General features: G+C 71.4%; 20 protein-coding genes and 1 pseudogene. 10 read left to right on the top strand and 11 right to left on the bottom strand.

Annotated elements, in window-relative coordinates:
- The first annotated feature begins 160 nt into the window (after positions 1–160).
- Positions 161–2,950, top strand: coding sequence for a penicillin acylase family protein (locus ACWD35_RS04345; protein WP_451349613.1), 2,790 nt, complete (start codon positions 161–163; stop codon positions 2,948–2,950).
- A 43-nt stretch (positions 2,951–2,993) separates the two neighbouring features.
- Here ACWD35_RS04345 and ACWD35_RS04340 read toward each other — a convergent pair whose 3' ends face one another.
- Together ACWD35_RS04340 and ACWD35_RS04335 are read right to left on the bottom strand one after the other, a co-directional pair.
- Positions 2,994–4,301 carry a serine-threonine protein kinase gene (locus ACWD35_RS04340; protein WP_451349612.1) on the bottom strand — a complete coding sequence of 436 codons (1,308 nt, stop codon included), beginning with the start codon at positions 4,299–4,301 and terminating at the stop codon, positions 2,994–2,996.
- An 81-nt stretch (positions 4,302–4,382) separates the two neighbouring features.
- Positions 4,383–5,612 carry an exo-beta-N-acetylmuramidase NamZ family protein gene (locus tag ACWD35_RS04335; protein ID WP_451349611.1) on the bottom strand — a complete coding sequence of 410 codons (1,230 nt, stop codon included), beginning with the start codon at positions 5,610–5,612 and terminating at the stop codon, positions 4,383–4,385.
- A gap of 206 nt (positions 5,613–5,818) precedes the next feature.
- On the opposite strand from ACWD35_RS04335, the gene ACWD35_RS04330 reads away from it, so the two are divergent.
- The 3 genes and pseudogenes from ACWD35_RS04330 to ACWD35_RS04320 all read left to right on the top strand — a co-directional run bounded on the left by ACWD35_RS04330 (position 5,819) and on the right by ACWD35_RS04320 (position 7,473).
- Entirely contained in the window at positions 5,819–6,592 is a 774-nt protein-coding gene (locus ACWD35_RS04330) for an SDR family oxidoreductase (protein ID WP_451349610.1), read from the top strand.
- A gap of 18 nt (positions 6,593–6,610) precedes the next feature.
- Positions 6,611–6,838, top strand: a pseudogene (locus ACWD35_RS04325) (AMP-binding enzyme); the annotation flags it as partial.
- A 41-nt stretch (positions 6,839–6,879) separates the two neighbouring features.
- The gene (locus tag ACWD35_RS04320) at positions 6,880–7,473 is read left to right on the top strand and encodes a TetR/AcrR family transcriptional regulator (RefSeq protein WP_451349609.1); all 594 of its coding nucleotides are present in this window, start codon (positions 6,880–6,882) and stop codon (positions 7,471–7,473) included.
- Positions 7,474–7,524: 51 nt separating this feature from the next.
- On the opposite strand, the gene ACWD35_RS04315 is transcribed toward ACWD35_RS04320, so the two are convergent.
- Together ACWD35_RS04315 and ACWD35_RS04310 are read right to left on the bottom strand one after the other, a co-directional pair.
- Positions 7,525–8,739 (bottom strand): acyl-CoA dehydrogenase family protein, encoded by a 1,215-nt coding sequence (locus ACWD35_RS04315; RefSeq protein ID WP_451349608.1) that lies wholly within the window; start codon positions 8,737–8,739, stop codon positions 7,525–7,527.
- Positions 8,740–8,744: 5 nt separating this feature from the next.
- The gene (locus ACWD35_RS04310) at positions 8,745–9,776 is read right to left on the bottom strand and encodes a phosphotransferase family protein (protein ID WP_451349607.1); all 1,032 of its coding nucleotides are present in this window, start codon (positions 9,774–9,776) and stop codon (positions 8,745–8,747) included.
- 188 nt (positions 9,777–9,964) lie between these two features.
- Between ACWD35_RS04310 and ACWD35_RS04305 the strand changes: the two genes are divergently transcribed.
- Entirely contained in the window at positions 9,965–10,900 is a 936-nt protein-coding gene (locus ACWD35_RS04305) for an NADP-dependent oxidoreductase (protein WP_451349606.1), read from the top strand.
- Positions 10,901–10,939: 39 nt separating this feature from the next.
- Here ACWD35_RS04305 and ACWD35_RS04300 read toward each other — a convergent pair whose 3' ends face one another.
- The 4 genes from ACWD35_RS04300 to ACWD35_RS04285 all read right to left on the bottom strand — a co-directional run bounded on the left by ACWD35_RS04300 (position 10,940) and on the right by ACWD35_RS04285 (position 13,397).
- Positions 10,940–11,266 carry a DUF202 domain-containing protein gene (locus tag ACWD35_RS04300; RefSeq protein ID WP_451349605.1) on the bottom strand — a complete coding sequence of 109 codons (327 nt, stop codon included), beginning with the start codon at positions 11,264–11,266 and terminating at the stop codon, positions 10,940–10,942.
- The gene (locus tag ACWD35_RS04295) at positions 11,254–11,646 is read right to left on the bottom strand and encodes a YidH family protein (protein ID WP_451349604.1); all 393 of its coding nucleotides are present in this window, start codon (positions 11,644–11,646) and stop codon (positions 11,254–11,256) included. Before ACWD35_RS04295 ends, ACWD35_RS04300 begins: the two co-directional genes overlap by 13 nt.
- A 21-nt stretch (positions 11,647–11,667) precedes the next feature.
- The gene (locus tag ACWD35_RS04290) at positions 11,668–12,183 is read right to left on the bottom strand and encodes an NUDIX domain-containing protein (RefSeq protein WP_451349603.1); all 516 of its coding nucleotides are present in this window, start codon (positions 12,181–12,183) and stop codon (positions 11,668–11,670) included.
- A gap of 320 nt (positions 12,184–12,503) precedes the next feature.
- A complete protein-coding gene (locus ACWD35_RS04285; protein WP_451349602.1) occupies positions 12,504–13,397 on the bottom strand; it encodes a DMT family transporter in 894 nt (297 codons plus the stop codon).
- 338 nt (positions 13,398–13,735) lie between these two features.
- Here ACWD35_RS04285 and ACWD35_RS04280 point away from each other — a divergent pair, with 338 nt between their 5' ends.
- The 3 genes from ACWD35_RS04280 (at position 13,736) to ACWD35_RS04270 (ending at position 16,197) form a co-directional block, all read left to right on the top strand.
- Positions 13,736–14,740, top strand: coding sequence for a hypothetical protein (locus tag ACWD35_RS04280; RefSeq protein ID WP_451349714.1), 1,005 nt, complete (start codon positions 13,736–13,738; stop codon positions 14,738–14,740).
- Between the two features lie 112 nt (positions 14,741–14,852).
- Positions 14,853–15,587, top strand: a complete 735-nt coding sequence (locus ACWD35_RS04275; protein WP_451349601.1) for a molybdopterin-dependent oxidoreductase — start codon at positions 14,853–14,855, stop codon at positions 15,585–15,587.
- Positions 15,571–16,197: a cytochrome b/b6 domain-containing protein gene (locus ACWD35_RS04270; protein WP_451349600.1), complete on the top strand. Its 627-nt coding sequence runs from the start codon at positions 15,571–15,573 to the stop codon at positions 16,195–16,197. Before ACWD35_RS04275 ends, ACWD35_RS04270 begins: the two co-directional genes overlap by 17 nt.
- Before the next feature lie 85 nt (positions 16,198–16,282).
- Here ACWD35_RS04270 and ACWD35_RS04265 read toward each other — a convergent pair whose 3' ends face one another.
- On the bottom strand, positions 16,283–17,680 hold the full coding sequence (locus ACWD35_RS04265; protein WP_451349599.1) for a GntP family permease: 1,398 nt from the start codon (positions 17,678–17,680) through the stop codon (positions 16,283–16,285).
- Between the two features lie 59 nt (positions 17,681–17,739).
- Positions 17,740–18,258, bottom strand: a complete 519-nt coding sequence (locus ACWD35_RS04260) for a gluconokinase (protein WP_451349598.1) — start codon at positions 18,256–18,258, stop codon at positions 17,740–17,742.
- A 142-nt stretch (positions 18,259–18,400) separates the two neighbouring features.
- Here ACWD35_RS04260 and ACWD35_RS04255 point away from each other — a divergent pair, with 142 nt between their 5' ends.
- Positions 18,401–19,102 (top strand): FadR/GntR family transcriptional regulator, encoded by a 702-nt coding sequence (locus tag ACWD35_RS04255; protein WP_451349597.1) that lies wholly within the window; start codon positions 18,401–18,403, stop codon positions 19,100–19,102.
- Positions 19,103–19,148: 46 nt separating this feature from the next.
- Here ACWD35_RS04255 and ACWD35_RS04250 read toward each other — a convergent pair whose 3' ends face one another.
- Entirely contained in the window at positions 19,149–19,526 is a 378-nt protein-coding gene (locus tag ACWD35_RS04250) for a YchJ family protein (RefSeq protein WP_451349596.1), read from the bottom strand.
- 130 nt (positions 19,527–19,656) lie between these two features.
- Here ACWD35_RS04250 and ACWD35_RS04245 point away from each other — a divergent pair, with 130 nt between their 5' ends.
- On the top strand, positions 19,657–19,968 hold the full coding sequence (locus ACWD35_RS04245; RefSeq protein ID WP_451349595.1) for a dsRBD fold-containing protein: 312 nt from the start codon (positions 19,657–19,659) through the stop codon (positions 19,966–19,968).
- The last annotated feature ends 37 nt before the right edge of the window (positions 19,969–20,005 follow it).

Below are 20,005 nucleotides of genomic sequence, written 5' to 3'. Positions count from 1 at the left end.
GACTTCGCACGACGTCGGCGAATAGACGTATCGACAGGCGATTCGGCTCCATCTGTTCTTCCTCTTCCTTCGTCGACTCCAGAAACATGACGCATGTTCATCTTCAAACTCGGGGATACCGGCGGTAACGTCTGCGCACCCCACGTCGGTAGGAGCTGCCATGCCACGGCGAACCCCACGCATCGCCCTTGACGTACTGAGAACGTCTCGCAGATTCCCCGGGTTCCTGAAGACCGCGTCCGTATGTGTCCTCGTCGCCGGTCTGCTCTCCCCACTCGGCCAGGCGGCGGCCTCCGCAGCCACCGCCACGGCCTCCAACGACTACTGCGGCGGCCAGTGTTCGGACATCCTGCCGCCCGGCGAGAACGGCAACGCGACCCTCGCCCAGATCCTGCTGAACCAGGTGTTCGGCACCCAGCCCGCGCACGCCGAGGACCAGCTCGGCCCGTACGCCAACCTGGCCACGGGCTACAAGGGCCTCACCGACTCGACGGTCAACACCTTCTTCAACGACGCCTCGTTCGGTGTCCCCTCCGACCAGGTCGCCTCCACCGAGAAGCCGGGCGGCCGCAGCGACGTGACGATCGTCCGCGACAAGAAGGCCGGTGTGCCGCACATCACAGGCACCACCCGGTACGGCACCGAGTTCGGCGCCGGATACGCGGCGGCCGAGGACCGGCTGTGGCTGATGGACGTCTTCCGGCACGTGGGCCGCGGCCAGCTGACCTCCTTCGCGGGCGGCGCGGCGGCCAACCAGGGCCTTGAGCAGGAGTTCTACCGGAACGCGCCGTACACCGAGGCCGACCTCCAGGCGCAGATCGACAATGCCGTCGCGAACAACGGCGCCCGCGGCCAGCAGGCCCTCGCGGACGTCAACGCCTACCTCGACGGCATCAACTCCTACATCGACGCCTCCGACAGCGGCCGTTACTTCCCCGGCGAGTACGACCTGACCGGCCACAAGGACCCGATCACCAACGCCGGCACCATCGCCCACTTCAAGGTCACCGACCTGGTGGCGCTCGCCTCGGTCATCGGCTCCCTGTTCGGCGCCGGAGGCGGCGGCGAGGTCAGCAACGCCATGTCCCTGCTCGCCGCCCAGTCCAAGTACGGCGTCGAGGAGGGCACCAAGGTCTGGGAGTCGTTCCGCGAGCGCAACGATCCCGAGGCCGTCCTCACCGTGCACAACGGCGAGAGCTTCCCGTACGGCGCCAAGCCCGCCACCGCGCAGGGCCAGGCCCTGCCCGACGCCGGCTCGGTGACCCAGGAACCGCTCGTGTACGACCGCACGGGCAGCGCCGCCACCGCGAGCGCCAAGAAGACCTCCGCCACGGCGGCGAAGGCGACCCTCGGCTCCGCCCGGCGCGGCATGTCCAACGCCCTCGTGGTCAGCGGCAAGTACACCGCCAGCGGCCACCCCATCGCCGTCTTCGGCCCCCAGACCGGCTACTTCGCCCCGCAACTCCTCCTGCTCCAGGAGATCCAGGGCCCGGGCATCAGCGCCCGCGGCGCCTCCTTCGCGGGCCTGAGCATGTACGTCGAACTCGGCCGCGGCCAGGACTACTCCTGGAGCGCGACCACCTCCGGCCAGGACATCATCGACACCTACGCCGTCGAGCTGTGCCAGGACGACTACCACTACCTGTACCACGGCACCTGCACGGCCATGGACAAGGTCGAGCAGAAGAACTCCTGGTCACCGACCACGGCCGACGGCACGCCGGCGGGGTCGTACACGATGCGCGCGTGGCGCACGAAGTACGGGCCGGTGGAGTACCGCGCGACCGTCGGCGGCAAGAAGGTCGCCTACACCACCCTGCGCTCCTCCTACCTGCACGAGGCCGACTCCATCATCGGCTTCCAGATGCTGAACGACCCCGACTACGTCAAGGGCCCGAAGGACTTCCAGAGCGCGGCCCAGCACATCAACTACACCTTCAACTGGTTCTACGCCGACTCCCAGCACACCGCCTACTACAACAGCGGTGACAACCCGGTCCGGGCGAGCGGCGTCGACGCCGAGTTCCCGGTCTGGGCGCAGCCCGCGTACGAGTGGCGGAACTGGAACCCGGCCACCAACACCGCCGACTACACCTCTCCCGCAAGCCACCCCAACTCCATCGACCAGGACTACTACATCTCCTGGAACAACAAGCAGGCCAAGGACTACACGACCGCGTCCTGGGGCGACGGCTCCGTGCACCGCGGGAACCTGCTGGAGGACCGGGTGAAGAAGCTGGTCGCGGCCGGCGGTGTGACCCGCGCCAAGCTGGTGCAGGCCATGGCGGACGCGGCCCTCGCCGACCTGCGCGCCGAGGACGTGCTGCCGAAGCTGCTGAAGGTGATCAACTCCTCGCCCGTGACCGACACCACCGCGGCCGACGCCGTGAACAAGCTCCAGGCGTGGCTGACCGCGGGCGCCAAGCGCACGGAGACCTCCGCCGGTTCGAAGGCGTACGCCAACGCCGACGCGATCCGCATCCTGGACGCCTGGTGGCCGCTGCTGGTGAAGGCGGAGTTCGAACCCGGCCTGGGCAGCGACCTGTACAGCGCGTTCACCGGCAACCTGCCCGTGGACGAGTCCCCGTCCGCCGGCCACGGCCCCACCGGCTCGCACGCCGGAAGCGCCTTCCAGTACGGCTGGTGGAGCTATGTCGACAAGGACATCCGGTCCGTGCTCGGGGAGAACGTCCAGGGCGGCCTGGCTCACACGTACTGCGGCAACGGCAGCCTCGGCGCCTGCCGGGACACGCTGATCAGCACCGTGAAGCAGGCCGCCGGCCTGACCGCCGCCCAGGTCTACCCGGGCGACGACCAGTGCTCGGCGGGGGACCAGTGGTGTGCCGACTCGATCGCCCAGCGCGTCCTGGGCGGCATCAAGCACGGCAGGATCAGCTGGCAGAACCGGCCGACCTTCCAGCAGGTCGTGGAGTACACCTCGCACCGCTGACGCTCCAGCCGGTGCCGGCAGCGGTGTTGGTGCCGGCGGCGGGTCAGGCGATACGGCCCGCCGCCAGCACCACCCGCGCCAGCTCCGGGTGCACGATGTCGCTGTGCGCCCCGCTCGGCGGTCCGCCGCGCCGGACGACCGCGGCGGCGTCGACGTTCACACAGCCGGACGCGGGCAGCCCGCCGTTCAGGGCCGCGGCGAGGTCGATGCCGGTGGTACCCGGCACCGCCTGCACCCCGTCGTGGCCCATGGCGCCCCACCGGGCGCCCAGCACCTCGCCGACGAGGTCCCCGGCGAGGGACCGGTCGTCGTCCGCCAGCCGCGAGGCCAGCGGATAGAAGGTGCCGAGCGCCTGGTCGAAGCGCGAGTGGCAGCACACCAACGGCCCGTCGATCCGCCGCTGCCGGTCCTTGAGCGCACCCGCCGTGTCCGCGTCCTGCGGCAGCCGCTCGGCGAACGCGTAGTGCGAGAAGGCTCCTTGGAGCAGCGTCACGGACTTCACCGTGCGCACTCCGTCGGGCAGCCCGCGCAGCGCGAACGACACCAGCCGCCCGCCGAAGCTGTGCCCGACCAGATGCACCCGAACGCCCGGCGCCGCAGTGGCCAACCGTCCGATGAACGCCCCGAGTCCACGCTCGCCCACGGTCCCCGCGCGCCGCTTCATCGTGTAGTACGTCACCTGCCGCAGCAGTTCCTTGGCCCCCTCCCAGGGGTTCGGCAGGCTGAACTCGGCCGTCGCGCCCGCGGCTTCGAGACCGGTGAGGGCCTGCGCGAATGTCTCGCACAGCGCCGCCGCGTCCCCGCCGAGCACGGCCGGCTCGCCCTCCTCGGCGGGCCCCGCCGTGTCCGCCGCGCGCGGGCCGTCCGCCGCGGTGTCGACCAGCTGCCGCACCAGCCGCCCGAACTCGTCCAACCCCGCGTCCCCACGCGGCTGTTCCGCCAGCAGCCGGGCCACCTGGTCCAGTACGCCGGCCCGGCCCGGGAAGGCCGCCGCCAGCGCCTGCCGGGTGTCCGCGTCCAGCGCCGGGCCCGGCGCCGCCTGAGCGGCCACCGTGGACCTGGGGAAGTCCGGGATCGGCTCGTCGCAGAACCGCATCGACGGCCAGATCACGCCCGCGTACCCGATCCGCGCCTTCGGCGCCAGCGCGGGGATCGGCGCGAAGAAGGCGCGGTACAGCGCGGTCGCGTCCGAACGGTCGTTGTTCCAGCCGTGCGCGAAGACGATCAGGTCACGGACACCGCGGCCCGTGACCTGCGCCAGCAGCTGGTCGCGTTCGGGGCCGTCGATGTCCCCGTCCGCATCGAAGGTCAGCTCCCAGTAGGGAGTCACGCTCATTCCCGGATCCGCCATGCCAGGCTCCCTCGACCCCGCAAACGGTGCGTTGTGGGCGCATCGTCCCGCGGCGGGCCGAGGTTGGCCATACAGTACGGCTCAGCTGTACAGGAGATATTCCTTTCGAATCCTCCGGAACGCGGCGAGTTCCTCCTGCCAGGCGTCGACCACCTCGTCCGTGCCCGCTCCCGCGTCGATCATCGTGCGCACCCCGGCGGAACCGGTGAGCTTGTCGATCCAGTTGTCCGAGCGCCAGGCGAACCCGCCCCACACCTTCTTCGCGGTGATGAGCAGCGCGATCCCGGTGCGTACGGGGTCGTAGGCGGCCCGGTCGTGCACATGGATCTGCACGCCCCCGACCGTCTTGCCCTGGAACTTGGAGAAGGTAGGCGCGAAGTACGCCTCCCGGAACCGCACGCCCGGCAGCCCGAGTTCGCCGACGGCGGCGGCCCAGCGCCCGTCGATGCCCTCGGCGCCGAGGAGTTCGAAGGGCCGGGTCGTGCCCCGCCCCTCCGACAGGTTGGTGCCCTCGAAGAGGCAGGTGCCGGAGTACACCAACGCCGTGTCGGGGGTGGGCATGTTGGGACTCGCCGGCACCCAGGGCAGCCCGGAGGCGTCGTAGAACCGATCGCGCTTCCAGCCCGTCATCAGTACGGTCTCCAGCTGCACGGGCGTGCCCAGGAACTCCCCGTTGAACAGCCGGGCCAGCTCGGCCACCGTCATGCCGTGCGCCTGTGCGATCGGCTGCCGGCCGACGAAGGTCGCGAACTCCTTGTGCAGCACCGGCCCTTGGGCGGACCGGCCGGTCACCGGGTTCGGCCGGTCGAGCACGACGAACCGCTTGCCCGCGAGCCGGGCCGCCTCCATGCAGTCGTACAGGGTCCAGATGTACGTGTAGAAGCGGGCGCCCACGTCCTGGATGTCGAAGACGACCGTGTCGACGCCGGAGGCGGTGAACACGTCTGCGAGAGCGCTGCCGCTCTTCAAGTACGTGTCGTAGACGGGCAGTCCGGTCGCCGGGTCGTCGTAGCGGCCCTCGGAACCGCCGGCCTGGGCGGTGCCGCGGAAGCCGTGCTCGGGCCCGAACACCGCCGTGAGCTTGACGTGGGGGTCGGCGTGCATCACGTCGACGATGTGGCGGACGTCGCGGGTGATGCCGGTGGGGTTGGTGACGATGCCGATGCGCTGGCCGCTGAGCAGACGGTAACCGTCGGTTTGCAAGTGCTCGAAGCCGGTGCGCAGGCTCCTGTCGTCCGCGGTTGCCGGTGTTGCTGCGAGTGAGGCGGTGGCCGTGGCTGCTGCGAATAAGGCTCTTCTGGACAGGTGCATGGGGTGACCTCCACGTTGAGCGCTCCCGCGGGAAGTGTGGCAGCCTGCGGGCCGTTTGTAGTTGATCGCGCCCACGCGGCGGAGCCGCAAATCGATCCTGTCCCGCGCCCCTTAGGGTGTCAGCCCTTCCGTACTTACATACCGACTGGTTAGTCTGGGCCGCCACAGCCGTCGCGTGCCGCGCGAGCTCGTGTCGAAGGAGACCGATGGTGGAAGCCGTGCAGGATGCGGGAGTGGTCGTCACCGGAGCGGGTGGGGGGATCGGGGCCGCGTTGGCCCGGCGGTTCGCCGACGAAGGGGCCCGGGTCGTCGTGAACGACCTGGACGGGGACAGGGCGAAGGCGGTCGCCGAGGAGATCGGCGGGATCGCCGTGCCCGGGGATGCTTCAGCGATCGTCGGCGCCGCCCGCGACGCGCTCGGCGGCACCGTGGACGTCTACTGCGCCAACGCCGGCGTCGCCTTCGAGGACCAGGGTCCCGGTGAGCCCCTCGACGAGAAGTCCTGGACGCTGTCCTGGGACGTCAACGTCATGGCGCACGTGCGCGCGGCCCACGCCCTGCTGCCGGACTGGCTGGAGCGCGGTCGGGGCCGGTTCGTGTCCACCGTGTCGGCCGCCGGACTCCTCACCATGATCGGCGCCCCCTCCTACAGCGCCACCAAGCACGGCGCGCTGGCCTTCGCGGAGTGGCTGTCGCTGACGTACCGCCACCGGGGCGTCAACGTCCACGCGATCTGTCCGCAGGGCGTGCGCACCGACATGCTGGCCGCCACCGGCACCGCGGGCGACCTGGTCCTGCGGCCCACCGCGATCGAGCCGGAGGACGTCGCCGAGGCCCTGTTCCGGGGCATGGCGGAGGACCGCTTCCTGATCCTGCCGCACCCCGAGGTCGCCGAGTACTACCAGGCGCGGGCCGGCACTCCCGACCGCTGGCTGGCGAACATGAACCACATCCAGCAGAAGTGGGAGGCCGCCCGGTGAGCCCGTCGGCTGTCGCGGGGTGAGCCCGTCGGCTGTCGCGGGGAGACCGTCCAGGCGTACATCAGCCTCCGTCCGGGCACCGGGGCGGACCCGGATGAACCCGCGGTGTACTGCGGGGAGAGACTGACCGCATACAAGTACCCGAGTCAGGTGGAGATCCTGCCCGACCTGCCCAGGGCGGCGAGTGGGAAGATCCTCCGACGGGAACTGCGTTCCCGCGCGCACGACAATCGGCAGACCTCGTAGACCACGCTCGGCAGAGACTCACGGAAAGGCAGGTGGCGGCAGTGCCCAGGACGACGGACGGAGACGGGACGCCTGTTCCGCAGCGGCTGCTGGCCGCCGCCACCCGCCTCTTCGCCGAGCGGGGCTACGACCGCACCTCGGTGCAGGAGATCGTGGAGGCGGCCGGCGTCACCAAGGGGGCGCTGTACCACTACTTCGGCTCCAAGGACGACCTGCTGCACGAGGTGTACGCGCGCGTGCTGCGCCTCCAGCAGGAGCGGCTGGACATGTTCGCGAACGCCGACGCGCCCGTGGAGAAGAGGCTCAGGGACGCGGCGGCGGACGTCGTCGTCACGACGATCGAGAACCTCGACGACACGATGATCTTCTTCTACTCGATGCACCACCTGAGCCCGGAGAAGAGCAAGCAGGTGCGCGCCGAGCGCCGGCGCTACCACGAACGCTTCCGCGCGCTCGTCGAGGAGGGCCAGCGTGAGGGCGTCTTCTCCACGGCGACCCCCGCCGACCTGGTGGTGGACTACCACTTCGGATCCGTCCACCACCTGTCGACCTGGTACCGCCCCGACGGCCCGCTCAGCCCGCAGGAGGTCGCCGACCACCTGGCCGACCTGCTCATGCGGGCCCTGCGCCCGTAGCGGACGTCAGAGCCCGCAACGGCTCGGGCGGGCCGGCGGCTCACGCGAGCGTCAGAGGTACTTCTTCAACTCCCGCCGCGCCAGCGACCGCTGGTGCACCTCGTCCGGGCCGTCGGCGAGCCGCAGGGTGCGCGCCGCCGCGTACAGCTCGGCCAGCGGGAAGTCCTGGCTCACGCCTCCCGCGCCGTACAGCTGGATCGCCTGGTCGAGGATGGCGGTGACCGCCCGGGGCGTGGCGATCTTGATGGCCTGGATCTCGGTATGGGCGCCCTTGTTGCCGACGGTGTCCATCAGCCAGGCCGTCTTCAGCACCAGCAGCCGCAGCTGCTCCACCGTCACCCGGGCGTCGGCGATCCACTCCTGGACCACGCCCTGCTGGGCCAGCGCCTTTCCGAAGGCGTTACGGGACACCGCGCGCCGGCACATCAGCTCGATGGCCCGCTCGGCCATGCCGATCAGCCGCATGCAGTGGTGGATGCGGCCGGGGCCGAGCCGGGCCTGCGCGATGGCGAAGCCGCCGCCCTCCTCGCCGATCAGGTTCGACACCGGCACGCGCACCTGGTCGAAGATCACCTCGGCGTGGCCGCCGTGCGAGTGGTCCTCGTAGCCGAAGACCTGCATCGCGCGCTTCACGGTGACGCCCGGGGTGTCGCGCGGGACCAGGACCATGGACTGCTGGCGGCGGATGTCCGCGCCGTCCGGGTCCGTCTTGCCCATCACGATGAAGATCTTGCAGTCCGGGTTCATCGCCCCGGAGATGTACCACTTGCGGCCGGTGATGACGTACTCGTCGCCGTCCCGTGCGATACGCGTGGTGATGTTCGTGGCGTCCGAGGAGGCGACCTCCGGCTCGGTCATCGCGAACGCCGAGCGGATCTCACCGGCGAGCAGGGGCTCCAGCCACTGCTTCTTCTGCTGCTCGCTGCCGAACTGCGCCAGTACCTCCATGTTCCCGGTGTCGGGCGCCGCGCAGTTCGTCGCGGTGGGCGCCAGGTGCGGGGAGCGGCCGGTGATCTCGGCGAGCGGCGCGTACTGGAGGTTCGTCAGGCCGGCGCCGTACTCGGCGTCCGGCAGGAACAGGTTCCACAGGCCCTGCCGGCGGGCCTCGGCCTTCAGCTCCTCGACCACGGCCGGGGTGTCCCAGGGGGAGGCGAGCGCGGCGCGCTGCTCCTCCGCCACCGCCTCGGCCGGGTAGACGTGCTCGTCCATGAAGGCGAGGAGCTTGGCGCGCAGTTCCTCGGTGCGCGCGTCGAACGCGAAGTGCATGTCCGTCAGCCTTCCTGCAGCGTGGTCAGTCCGTGGTCGATGAAGACGGGCACCAGCTCGCCGATCCGGTCGAAGCCGCCCCCGACCGTCTTGCCCTGCGTGTAGCGGTAGTGGATGCCCTCCAGGATCACCGCGAGCTTGAACCAGGCGAACGCGGTGTACCAGGAGACGGCCGAGACGTCGCGCCCCGAGCGCGCGGCGTACCGCTCGATCAGCTCCTGCGGGGAGGGGTGCCCCGGGGCCTCGGCGGTGGTGGAGACGGGCGAGTCGAGCAGGTCCAGCGGGGTGGAGTACATCACCAGCAGGCCCAGGTCGGTGAGCGGGTCGCCGAGCGTCGACATCTCCCAGTCGAGGATGGCCTTGATCTGGTCGTCGGCGCCGATCAGGACGTTGTCGAGGCGGTAGTCGCCGTGGACGACGGCCGGGGCCGGGGAGGTGGGCAGGGCGCGGCCGAGGGCCGCGTGCAGCTCGTCGATGCCGGCCAGCTCGCGGTTGCGGGAGGCGTCCAGCTGCTTGCCCCAGCGGCGCAGCTGGCGGTCGAGGAAGCCCTCGGGCCGGCCGAAGTCCGCGAGGCCCACCTCGGCGGGGTCCACCGCGTGCAGCTCGACCAGCGTGTCCACCAGGGACAGCACCGCGTTCCGGGTGCGCTCCTCGCCCAGCGGGGCGAGCTGCTGGGCCGTGCGGTACGGGGTGCCCTCGACGAACTCCATGACATAGAACGGCGCCCCGAGCACCTCCTTGTCCTCGGGGTTCTCGCACAGCAGCACCGGACGCGGGACGGGCACCTGCGTGGGGTGCAGCGCGCTGATCACCCGGTGCTCGCGCTTCATGTCGTGCGCGGTGGCCAGGACGTGGCCGAGCGGCGGGCGCCGTACGACCCACCGGGACGTGCCGTCGGCGAGCATGTAGGTGAGGTTCGACCGTCCACCCTCGATCAGCCGTCCGGTCAGCGGGCCGTTCACGAGGCCGGGCCGCTCACGGTCGAGCAGGGCGCGCAGCCGGTCGAGATCGAGCCCGGGCGGGTGGTCGGTGCTCATACATCACTCCTACGAACGGGTGTACACGACCCGACTCATGATGCCGACCGGTCGGTATGCAGTCCAGTGGGCGAGGCCAACAGGACGGCAAACGTGACCGGGGCCACGATAGGCCGACGGCGTCCATGACGGCCGTACTCGGGGTACACCGGTTGCGTGACATGCGCCGACCCCGGAGGGTCGAGACCATGAGGGCGATCAACTACAGCCGCTACGGCGGACCCGAGGTGCTGGACTACGGCGAGGTGCGCGACCCGAAGGTCGGCCCCGACCAGGTGCTGGTCAAGGTGCGCGCGGCGGGCGTCAACCCGGTCGACTGGAAGTGCCGCGAGGGCTATCTCGATCCCTTCCTCGACGCCGTCTTCCCCGTGATCCCCGGCTGGGACGTCAGCGGTGTGGTGGTGCAGCCGGGCCTCGCCGTCACGGAGTTCGCCGTCGGCGACGAGGTCATCGGCTACGTCCGCGAGGACTTCCTGTCCCGGGGCACCTTCGCCGAGTACGTCGCCGCGCCCCTGCGCACCCTCGCCCGCAAGCCGCGCAACCTCTCCTTCGAGGAGGCCGCCGGGCTGCCGCTGGCCGGGCTCACCGCCTACCAGGTGCTCGTCAAGGCGCTGGAGGTCCGACGCGGCGAGACCGTGCTGGTGCACGCGGCGGCCGGCGGGGTCGGCTCCCTGGCCGTCCAGATCGCCGCCCACCTCGGCGCCCGGGTCATCGGCACGGCGAGCGAGCGCAACCACGACTTCGTACGGCAGCTCGGCGGCGAGCCGGTGACCTACGGCGAGGGGCTGGCCGACGGCGTGCGCGGCCTCGCGCCCGGCGGTGTGGACGCGGTCTTCGACACGGTCGGCGGCGAGGCGCTGAGGGTCTCGGCCGAGCTGCTCGCCCCCGAGGGCCGGATGGCGTCGGTCGCCGACCCGGACGTGGTGGGCTACGGCGGTCACTACTGCTTCGTCCGCCCCGACGCCGAGGACCTGCGACACCTGTCCGAACTGGCGGAACAGGGAGTCGTGTCCGTGCACGTCCAGGAGACCTTCCCGCTGGACCGGACGGCGGACGCGCACCGCGTGAGCCAGGAGGGCCGGACCCGCGGCAAGATCGTCGTGACGGTCGACTGGGAGGACTGAACGCCCGAGTACGGCCCGCACCACGAGCTAGACCACGGGCTAGACCACGAGTACGGCCGCGCACACCGCCGTGGCCACCGTGCACAGCACCGCCGCCGTCGCGTACCGGGGCGGCAGCGCGGGCGGCCGGGGGTGTGCGGCGAGGGCGTGGATCCGGCGGTGGGCCACCCAGAGGAAGCCCAGCCAGAGCCCACAGCACAGCGCGCACATCACGACACCGAGGGGCGTCGCACCGCCGTGCAGCGCGGTCTTCCCGGCGAGTACGGCGGCCACGGAGGCGGACAGGGTCGTACGGCGCCAGGCCAGCCGGGTGCGCTCGGGCTGCAGCCCGGGGTCCCGGCCGCCCGCCGGGGCTACCCCGCCCATCCGGCCAGCACCACCACGACCATCGCGACGGCGACCACGGCGACAACCAGGCTCAGCACCGCGGGGAAGCGGGAGGCGGGCAGGTCCTCGCCGCGCCGCATGGCCTGCTCGCAGCGCACCCAGTGGTTCACCGCGCGCAGGGAGCACAGCACCCCGGCGCCGAGCAGCGCGAGGGCCAGCCCGGCCCGCCAGGCCCAGCGCAGGTGCGGCAGGAACTGGTCCACCGCGAACCCGCCGCCGATCAGCGCGAGCGCGGTGCGCAGCCAGGCCAGGAACGTGCGCTCGTTGGCCAGGGAGAAGCGGTAGTCGGGCGTGCCGCCCTCCGCCCGCACCTGCTCCGGTGCGAACCACAGCCGCAGGTTCCGTACGAATCCGATCACGCTCAGGACCCTACCGGCGGGTCAGCGGGCCGCTCGGAACGCCCGCAGCCGCTCGTACGCCGCGAGCCCGTCGGGCACCCACTCCCAGTCGCCGAGCCGCCGCTCGACCTCCTCCTCGGGCAGGAAGTCGTACCACTGGACCTCCTCCGCCTGCGGGCGCACCGGCAGCTCGCAGCGCACCTCGTACACCGCCGACCACCAGCTCTGCCCGTCCCCGTTGTCGTACAGGAACGTGAAGAGGTGCTCCGGCCGGGCCAGGCCCTGCACGCCCAGCTCCTCCTCGGCCTCCCGCAGCGCCGCCTCGTCGTAGGACTCGCCGGCGCCCACGACCCCGCCGACGAACATGTCGTACAGCGAGGGGAACACCAGCTTGGCCGCCGTGCGCCGGTGCACGAAGAGCCGCCCGTCCGCGTCCCGCGCCTGCACGAAGACACACCGGTGACGCAGCCCCCTGGCATACACCTCACCACGCGGCGCCTGCCCGACGACCCGGTCCTGCTCGTCGACGACGTCGAGAATCTCCTCAGCGGGGTTCATACACCCATCCAAGCAGGACCGGGCCGAGCGGGGCGGGCGGGGATCATCCGCCGGCTCAGTGTGGCTGGGGGCCCGGACCTTCGCCGGATTGGGCTCAGGCGGCCGGCGGCCCCGCGTGGGCTCAGTGGGGCCGGGCCTCGCGCGGGCTCAGGCGGTCGGGGACCCCGGGTCGGCCCGAGCGGGACCGGTGGGGATCGCCAGGTCGGGCTCGGTTGGTCAGAAGCCGCGGCGGGCCCGGGCGGCCTGTGCCCTGGACCGACCCCGGCAGGGCCGACGGGATCGCCAGGTCCGGCTCAGTGCGGCCGAGGCCCCGCGAGGGCTCAGTGCGGCTGGAGGTCCCGTGCGGGTTCCTCCTCCGACTGGCCGCGGGGCATCGCCGGGTGCAGGCTCAGGAGGACGATGCCTGCCACGACGGCCGCGAGGCCTGCCGCCTGCCAGGCCAGGGCTCCGGTGTCGGTGCGGAGCCGGTCGCCGAGGAAGCCCACGCCGCACAGGATGCCCGCCAGCGGCTGGGCCGCGGTGAGGGCGGGCAGGGACATGCGCAGGGGAGCGGTCTCGAACGCGCTCTGCACCAGGATCAGGCCGGTGACGCCCAGCGCGAGCACGCCGTACGGCTGCCAGCCGGTGAACAGCTCCGCGAAGCCACCGTCGGAGAAGCGGGTGCTGCTCACCCGGGTCAGCGCGTCCTGCACGCCGTAGAGCAGTCCGGCGGCCAGGCCCAGCAGCACCGGGGCCCAGATCAGGCGGGAGCGTTTCGCGTAGGCCGTCAGGACCAGTGCCGAGCCGACCACCAGGCCGATGATCAGCCAGTGGCGCAGCGGAGCGGTGACGGCGGTGCCGCCGTGCGGCTGGCCCGCGAGGATGAACGCCGAGACGCCACCCGCGAGCAGCACGACGCCCGTCGCGCCCTGGTGGCTCAGTCTGTGCTTGGTCTGGTGCCGGGAGAGCGCGAAGGCGAACAGGAGGTTCGTCGCCAGCAGTGGCTCCACCAGCGAGATCTGGCCGTTGCCCAGGGCGACCGCGCCCAGGATCATGCCGGCCACCATCAGCCCGATGCCGCCCAGCCAGCGCGGCACCTTCATCAGGTCCAGCAGCAGCCGGGGGGAGAGGAAGTCGCTGAGCGGTGCCTCCTGGGCGGCGTTCTGCTGGAGCACGAACCCGAAGCCCAGACAGCAGGCCGCGCTCACGGCGAGAAGGAGAACCAGTACGGACACGCTGCGAACCTCGATCATCGGGCCGGACCACGGGTGCGTAGTGGCCGACTGTAGCGCTCCCGGGGCGGCATTGCCCCGGTGACGGCGGGACCGTACGGCCATCGTCCGCCGCCCGGCGGCACGACGCCATCGCGCACGCCACAGAATCAGCCCAAAGCGGGTATCCGCCCCCCTGCCGGTCTGCCTCGTTCACCTCAAGTTCCCCTTCTTTCACCGTAGTTGAAGCCAGTAAGGCCGTCGTCCGGCTTGACGCGATCCTTGGCTGGGGGTTTGCTGTGAGTGATCGGCTGATGGCAGCCCGAGATACAGGAAGTTCCGCGGTGCCCCCACTCCCGTCTCTGCTCGACCCTGAGGCCGACCCCGGACCCGACCCCGGCCCGGCCGCGGGCGCCCCGGACCCCTCCGGTGCCGGTTCCTCGGGCAGCGCCCACGACCCCGCGCTCGACGGCTCCTTCGACGGCGCTTTCGACGACGCCGAACTGCGCACCGCGCGCGCAGTCCTGGCCCAGGGCCGCCGACAGGCCGCCCGCGCCCTGCTGGTGCACACCGGCGACGACTGGGACCGCCGCGGCCACCGCCTCACCGTCCTCGCGACCGAGCCGTACGCCGCCGCCTGGGCCCGCGACTGGCTGCTCGCCGAACCCGGCTCCGCCGACGCCGCCGGCCTGCTCGCCCTGGCCCTGGTCCACCGCGCCCTGGGCGGCAAGGAGGAGCCCGACCGGGCCCGCGAGGCCTGCCGCACCGCCGCCGCGCTCGCCCCCGCCGACCCCACCCCGTGGCTCGGTTTGCTCCTGCTGGCCCGCACCCTGGGCCCCGAACCCGAGCTGCTCGCCGCCTTCGCCGAGCTGCGCCACCGCCACCCCGAGCACCACCACGCCCACCACCTGCTGATCGCACGCCTCGCCGAGCGGCCCGCGGGCGGCGCCGCCGAGGCCCACGAGGTGTACGACCTCGCCGAGCAAGCCGCCGCCGAGGCCCCCGCGGACTCCCCGCTGGCATTCCTGCCCGTCATCGCCTACGCCGAGCGCTACCGGGTCCTGGCCGCCACCGGCCTGGCCCCGGCCGGCCCCGCCGCCTCCGGGCACTGGTCGGGGCCCCGGGCCCGCCGGATCCTGCGCGCCTCCTTCGACTGGTGGCTGGAGTGGGAGCACGACGGCCACCCCCGCCGCCACGTCGACCTCAACCACCTCGCGTTCGCCATGTCCTGCGCCGGCCGCCCCGCCGAGGCCGCGGCCCTGTTCCAGCACATCGGCCCGCACGCCACCCGGGCGCCCTGGTCCTACCCGCACCACGACCCGGAGACGGCTTTCCGCACGGCCCGCGACCGCGCCCTGAACGCGTGAGGCAGTCACCTCTCAGAGCCACTCTCAGAGCCACGCGGGCCAATCCTTACGGAACCCTGACCGACGGCCGTACTCCCTGGCCCTCGGGGCGCCCGAGTGCTCGAATGATGCTGTGAACCCTGAACGATCCGAGGCGTCCGAGCCCGAAGGCAGGCCGATAGGCCGCCGCATCTTCCTCGGCACGCTCGGCCTGGGCGCCCTGGGCATGGCCGCCGCGCCGACCCTGCAACGCGGCCTGGAGGACTTCCTCGGCGGCATCGCCGGCAAGGACCCCACGGGCCTGACCGGACTCCTGCCCAACGGCGGCGGCTTCCGCTACTACTCGGTCGCCGCGTCCGTCCCGCACAAGAGCCCCGCCGACTACCGGCTCACCGTCGACGGCCTCGTCGACCACCCGCGCGCTTTCACCCTCGCCGAGCTGCGCGCCCTGCCGAGGACGCGGCTGGTCAAGGACGTCCAGTGCGTCACCGGCTGGCGCGTCCCGGGCACCCCCTTCGAGGGCGTACGCCTCTCCCACCTGCTGGACCTGGCGGGTGTCCGCCCCTCCGCCAAGGCCCTCCGCTTCACCTGCTTCGACGGCACCTACACCGAGAGCCTCACCCTCGACCAGGCCCGCCGCCCCGACGTCCTGGTCGCGCTGCGCATGCAGGACAAGGACATCGGCCACGACCACGGCGGCCCCGTCCGCCTCTACGTGGCCCCGATGTACTTCTACAAGTCCGCCAAGTGGCTCTCCGGCATCACCGTCACCGACCATGTCCAGCCCGGCTACTGGGAGAAACTCGGCTACGACGTCGACGCCTGGGTCGGCCGTTCGAACGGACGCACCGATGTCCCTACAAGCTGACGCCCCGGCGCCCCCGAGCGCCCGCATCCGCCGCTTCGGCCGGGCCCAACGGTGGGTGCACCGCACCACGGCCGTACTGATGGGGATCTGCGTGGCGACGGCGGCCATCCTCTACATCCCGCAGCTCGCCGTGCTGGTCGGCCGCCGCGAACTGGTCGTCCGCGTCCACGAGTGCGCGGGCCTGGCCCTGCCGGTGCCGGTCCTGCTGGGCCTGGCCTCCCGCGCCTTCCGGGCCGACCTCGGCTTCCTCAACCGCTTCGGCCCGCACGACCGGGTCTGGCTGCGCGCCGTGCTCCTGCGCGACAAGCGGCGCGCCTCCCGCCCGGCGGGCAAGTTCAACGCCGGGCAGAAGATCTACGCCGCCTGGATCTCCGGAGCGACCCTGGTCATGCTCGGCACGGGCCTGATCATGTGGTTCACCCACCTCACCCCCCTGATGTGGCGCACGTCGGCGACGTTCGTCCACGACTGGCTGGCCCTGACGATGGGCGTGGTCCTGGCCGGGCACATCGGCATGGCGCTCGGCGACCCGGAGGCGCGCAGGGGCCTGCGGACGGGAACGGTGAGCAGGCAGTGGGCCGAGCGGGAGCACCCGCTCTGGCGGCCATGACGAGAGGGCCCACCCGCTTCTCGAACGGGTGGGCCCTCATCGCCGTACTCCTCCTGGACCGCGAGGGTCCTGGATCAGGAGGTTCCTAGACCACGAGCCACAGCAGCATGACCAGCGAGCCGGCGACCACGGAGATGATCGTCTCCATGACCGACCAGGTCTTGAGGGTCTGCACCACGTTCAGCCCGAAGTACTCCTTCACCAGCCAGAACCCGGCGTCGTTGACGTGGCTGAAGAACAGCGAGCCGGAGCCGATGGCGAGGACCAGCAGAGCGGCGTGCACGGTCGACATGTCCGCGGCCAGCGGGGCGACCAGGCCGGCCGCCGACACCGTCGCCACGGTCGCCGAACCGGTGGCGAGCCGGATGCCGACCGCGATCAGCCAGGCCAGCAGCACCGCCGGGATCGACCAGTCCTTGGAGATGTCCAGGATCATCTGGCCCACACCGGAGTCGATCAGCGTCTGCTTGAAGCCGCCGCCCGCGCCGACGATCAGCAGGATGCCGGCGATGGGCATCAGGCCCTTGTCGACGGTCTGCGAGATCTGCTCCTTGCTGAACCCGGCGGGCCGGCCCAGCGTGAAGATGCCGACGAGGACGGCGGTGAGCAGGGCGATGAGCGGGGAACCGGCGATGTCGAAGACGCGCTGCGTCAACTTCGCGGGATCGTCGACGATGATGTCCACCAGTGCCTTGGACAGCATCAGCACGACCGGCAGCAGCACGGTGCCCAGCGTGGCAACGAAGCTCGGACGGCGCTCCAGCTGCTCCGAGGGGCGCTGCGGCAGCATCCGGTCGGGTGCCGGGACGTCCACCCAGCGGGCCGCGACCTTGGAGAACAGCGGACCGGCGATGATCACCGTCGGGATGGCGACCAGGATGCCGAACGCCAGGGTCACGCCCAGGTTGGCCTTGACCGCGTCGATCGCGACCAGCGGGCCGGGGTGCGGCGGGATCAGGCCGTGCATCACGGACAGACCGGCCAGCGCGGGGATGCCGATGCGCATCAGGGAGTAGTTGCCGCGCTTGGCGACCATCAGCACGACCGGGATCAGCAGCACGATGCCGACCTCGAAGAACAGCGGCAGACCGACCACCGAGGCGATGAGCACCATCGCCCACGGCATCGCCCGCCCGCCTGCCTTGGCGAGGATCGTGTCCACGATCTCGTCGGCGCCGCCGGAGTCCGCGAGCAGCTTGCCCAGGATCGCCCCGAGCGCGATCAGGACGCCCACGCCGGAGACCGTGGTACCGAGGCCGGTGGTGAAGCTGGTGATGACCTTGTCGAGCGGCGCCCCCGCGACCGCCCCGAGCACCAGAGACCCGATGGTCAGGGACAGGAACGCGTGGAGCTTGAACTTGGTGATGAGCACAACGATGACGGCGATGCCCACCAGGACGGCGATGCCGAGCTGGGCGTGGCCGGCGGAGGTGATCGGCGGAGGCGCGTCCGCTGCCAGCATCTCGACGCTGAGTCTGGTCACGGGGGTTCCCTTGCAGAGATGGGGAGTGGGGAGGGTGTCTGTTGCGGCGGTAGGGGGAGTTACCGCTGCGCGTCGGGAAGCGTCGCGAGCGCCTTGACGGCCCGCTCGGTGATCTCCTCGGGGGTGCCGGAGACGTCCACGGCGACTCCCGCCTCGTCCGCCTCCAGCGGCTGGAGCGTGGCGAACTGGGAGTCCAGCAGCTTGGTCGGCATGAAGTGACCCTGCCGGTGGGACATCCGGTCCTCGATGAGCCCCCGGTCGCCCGTCAGGTGCACGAACACGACACCGGGGGCCTGCGCGCGCAGGCGGTCACGGTACGACCGCTTCAGCGCCGAGCTGCTGACCACCCCGCCCAGCCCGGCCCGCCCGTGAGCCCAGCTGCCTATGGCGTCCAGCCACGGCCACCTGTCCTCGTCGTCCAGCGGGATTCCGGCCGTCATCTTGTCGATGTTGGCCTGTGGGTGGAAGTCGTCGCCTTCGGCATACGGGACGCCGAGCCGGGTGGCGAGCAAGGGACCGATGGTGGTCTTGCCCGTGCCCGCGACGCCCATCACCACGACGACGTGGGGGGTACGCATTACTGCCTCGCTGTCTTCATCGACGCATGACGTCTGACATCCGACGTCGCGTAGATGAAACCCATTAGGTACGACGAATTCAAGAGTCTGTGAAAATAAGTCTGACTTTTTGTTCCCGTGACCTGCCCCGTACTCTGAGTGCATGAGCAATCCGGGCCGGGGGCTGCACGGCCGCGTACTGGACACCCTTGGCCCCGCGATCACGGCCGGCGAGTACCCGCCGGGCAGCATCCTGCGCACCGACGAACTGGCACAGCACTTCGAGGTGTCACGCTCCGTGATGCGCGAGGCCGTGCGCGTTCTGGAGTCCATGCACCTGGTCGAGTCCCGCCGCCGCGTGGGCGTGACGGTCCGTCCGAAGGCCGAGTGGAACGTCTACGACCCCCAGGTCATCCGCTGGCGCCTCGCGGGCGCCGACCGCCCGCACCAGCTGCGCTCCCTGACCGTGCTGCGCTCCGCGATCGAACCGGTGGCGGCGGGCCTGGCGGCGAAACACGCGACGGCGGAGCAGTGCGCCGAACTCACCGAGTGCGCGCTCGGCATGGTGGCCAACTCACGCGGCCACAGGCTGGAGGGCTACCTGATCCACGACATCGCCTTCCACCGGGTGATCCTCGCGGCCTCGGGCAACGAGATGTTCGCTCGTCTCGGTGACGTCGTCGCCGAGGTACTGGCCGGCCGCACCCACCACGAGGTCATGTTCGAGGACCCCGACCCGGCGGCCGTCACCCTGCACGTCCAGGTCGCGGAGGCGGTCCGCGAGGGCGACGCCCTGCGCGCCGAGGAGCTGACCAGGGAGATCACCGTGGGCGCCCTCCAGGAACTGGACATCCTGGCGCCGTAGCCCTCGTTGCTTGACGAACTCCCCGGCCGCTCCGGGGAGTTCCCGGCTACTCCAGGAAGTCCCCGTCGACGTACACCCATGCCCCGTCGACCCGCTCGAACCGGCTGCGCTCGTGCAGCGAGCCGCCCCGGTACGAGGCCCGGAACGTCACGGTCCCGTTCTGGTGGAAGGCGGACCCGTCGGTGACGCCGAGGATCTCCAGACCGGTCCACCGCATCCCGGGATCCAGTTCCAGCCGCGCGGGCCGGGTCCGCGGATGCCAGGTGCGCAGCAGATACCCCGCGTCCCCCTTCACGAACGCGCTGTACCGGGACCGCATGAGCGCCTCGGCGGTCGGCGCCGCGGCTGCCCCGACGGGGAGGAAGCGCCCGCAGCAGGCGTCGTAGGGCTGGGGGAGGCCGCAGGGGCAGGTACGCGTGGTCATGGCCCCATTCTGCCCGGCCCCGGGGAGGCGCCCGGCGCCCCCGCGAGGCACAGTGGAAGCGGCGCCGTAGAGGAGGCGACCCGCAGTCCCAACAGACCCGGTCTCACCAGGCAGTGAGGAGAGACGGACGATGTCCCGACCCGCGAGCAGTCGTCCAGTGTCCGGCAAGGAATGGCGGCTGAACCTGTACCTGTCCGAGCACGACCCGGACACCACCGCCCGGATCGTCCTGGACACCGGCGACAACGTCCTGGAGAGCCACGCGGAGGCACGCCGCAACCCCCGGGACACGGACATACCGGAGATCGGCGACGAACTCGCGGCCGGACGCGCGCTGATCGCCATGGGCCGCCTGCTGCTGAACGCCGCCGAAGGCGACATCAAGGCGGTGTGCCCGCCCGACGAGGCGGCCCCCGCCCCCCTCTGGCAGTCCCTGGAATGACCCAACCGGTCCCGGACCTCCGCGAGTAGCTTGGGAA

This window comes from Streptomyces sp. NPDC002671, assembly GCF_053592475.1.
The sequence above is the reverse complement of the archived record's forward strand: the minus strand, read 5'-3'. Positions and strand labels throughout refer to the sequence as shown.